Raw genomic sequence first — 2,414 nt, 5'->3', positions numbered from 1 at the left:
CTTCTGCATAGGCACCTTGAAAGGTCTCATCCATTTGAGGCTCAATATAGATGCGAGCTGAAGCTTGAGCCCACTTGCCTTCTGCATGTTGGTGACTGTCTGTCTGAGACAAGACTTCCAGCGTTCCCGTCTCCTTCCATTGATTCCAGCCACCTTGACCAATCTTACTCATTTTTTCAACCTGATTGACCGCAGAATGAAAATCACCTGTCAGATACCAAACCACTCCAAAGGCAATGAGCAGTAGAATGACCACAGTCCAAACCAGACGCCAGAAGAAACGCCAAATTCCCAAAAGAAATCGGAACAATAATCGAATAATCCAGAACATGACGCCCCACCTTTCATAAAAATAAGAACCTATCTTGAAATCACATTTTCCTTGATCAAGATAGATTCTCTATTTTACTGAAGAAAGCTGAAAGAAACCTAAAACTAAGATAAACGTTCTTCCAAGACAAAGTCAATTGGTAGAGTAGCCAAAAAACGTTCCAATTGTTTTTCCCAGTAGTACCACTCGTGCTTACCTAGACTATGACTATAGGTCACCTCAAAACCAAGTTTTTTGAGGTTTTTCACTGCGAGATTATTGGCAGAGTAGAGATAGTCTTGCTCTCCACACCAAGCCCATAGTTTAGTCTTTTTATCGGATTTTGCAGCCATGCTTTCAAGCGAATGAGGACTAGCTGTCCAGTCTTTAATCTCTCCAAAAACTCCTCGCCAGTATGCAAGTGGCCCCAGAGCCGTGACTTTCAGGAAGAAAATTCCTGAAAACTGAGTGCACCAGAAAAACTAGCCGCATGAGAAAAACGATTTGTCGATAGAGCGAGTTTGAAGGAACCGTATCCACCCATGGATAGGCCTGCTATGAAAGTTTTTTCTCGCTTGCTGGTCATATTGGGGAAGAAACGTTTCATTACCTGAGGTAACTCTTCTGCTAGAGCTGTATAGTAGTTATAGCCATACTGAGTATCTGTGTACCAGCCATTGCTAGTATTGGGCATGATAACAATGAGATTGGTCCCACGCAACAAGCGCTCGACATTGGTACGTTTGAGCCAGCTATTTTGGTTTCCTGACATTCCGTGCAAAAGATAAAGAACAGGAATATCCGTGCAATCTGGTTCAGTCACCCGACTAGAATCTGGATAGAGTACGGTAACGCCCCACTCCATATCCAAAACTTTTGAGTAATACTCAATATTCATAACTGCCATGGTTGTCTCCTTTTACTATTCTATAAGAAAAAGCCGAATTTCGACTTTTTCTGTAGGTATGCTGCTTATTATTTTGCTTCCATCACGACTGGCAAGATTGCCGGGCGACGCTTGGTTTGATCAAAGAGGTACTTGGTCAGATTGTCGCGAACCTTGCCTTTGAGATCTGCCCAATCAAAGTCATCACCTTGAAGATACTCTTCTACCGTTTGGTTAATCAATTCTGAACTTTCACGGAGAATGTCACGACTCTTCTTGAGATAAACGAATCCACGCGTGTGAACACGGGCCTTAGCCACAATTTTCTTCTCACGACGGTTGACAGTGATCGCCACGATAAAGATTCCATCCTCTGACAAGACCTTACGGTCACGAAGGACGACATTTCCAACATCCCCGATGGCATTTCCGTCAATCAAGACATCCCCAGCAGAACAGCTCCAGCTGGAACAAAGTCTCCATGTTCATAAGACATGGTCGTTCCCTTTTTAGGGATGAAGATGCGTTCTGGCAACATTCCAACTGCCATGGCAGCCTTGGAATGCGCATCTAACTCACGGTACTCTCCTTGGATAGGGAAGAGGTAGTTTGGTTGCAAAAGATTGATCATTAACTGCAAATCACGCGCATTCCCATGTCCGGATACTCGCAAGCTTTGGGTAATGAGTTTCACCACACCACCAGCTTGGTAGATCATGTTTTCAACACGCGCCATGACAGCTTCTTTTGCGATAGATGGAGTGGTTACGATATAGACCAAGTCCCCATCTTTGATTTCCACATAACGGTGGCGTCCAATGGACATCTTGCGAAGTCCATTAATCGGCTCACCCATACGGCCCGTCTCAAGGATAATCAACTCATGGTCGTCAAAACGAGACATTTCTTTGGGTTTAATCAAGAGACTTTCATTGGCTAGAGACAATTTTTTGAGTCGAATCGCAGTGCGGACGATATTTTCAATATCAAATCCAGTCAAAACAACTCGGCGACCTGTATCTGCTGCAGCATCAAAAACCTGCTGGATACGAGAAAGGTTGCTGGCAACTGCGGCAACGATGATACGACCTTCCCAATCTGCAATGGTCTGGGTAATTTCGTCTCCAACTTCACTCTCACTCGCCACCTGGATATTGCTGTCTGCATTGGCTGAATCACTGAGGAGCGCCAAGACACCATCACGACCGATTTCTGCCA

At 44.5% G+C, this 2,414-nt stretch carries 3 pseudogenes; all 3 read right to left on the bottom strand.

The features are described from left to right. Nucleotides 1-331, bottom strand: a pseudogene (locus tag GMD1S_RS07210) (peptidase); the annotation flags it as partial. A gap of 104 nt (nt 332-435) precedes the next feature. Then, a pseudogene (locus GMD1S_RS07205) lies at nt 436-1,217 on the bottom strand (alpha/beta hydrolase). A gap of 68 nt (nt 1,218-1,285) precedes the next feature. Further along, nucleotides 1,286-2,414, bottom strand: a pseudogene (locus GMD1S_RS07200) (ribonuclease J); the annotation flags it as partial.

This window comes from Streptococcus sp. GMD1S, from assembly GCF_000296875.1.
In the GTDB taxonomy this organism is placed as follows: domain Bacteria; phylum Bacillota; class Bacilli; order Lactobacillales; family Streptococcaceae; genus Streptococcus.
This window is presented reverse-complemented; position numbering and strand designations above follow the sequence as displayed.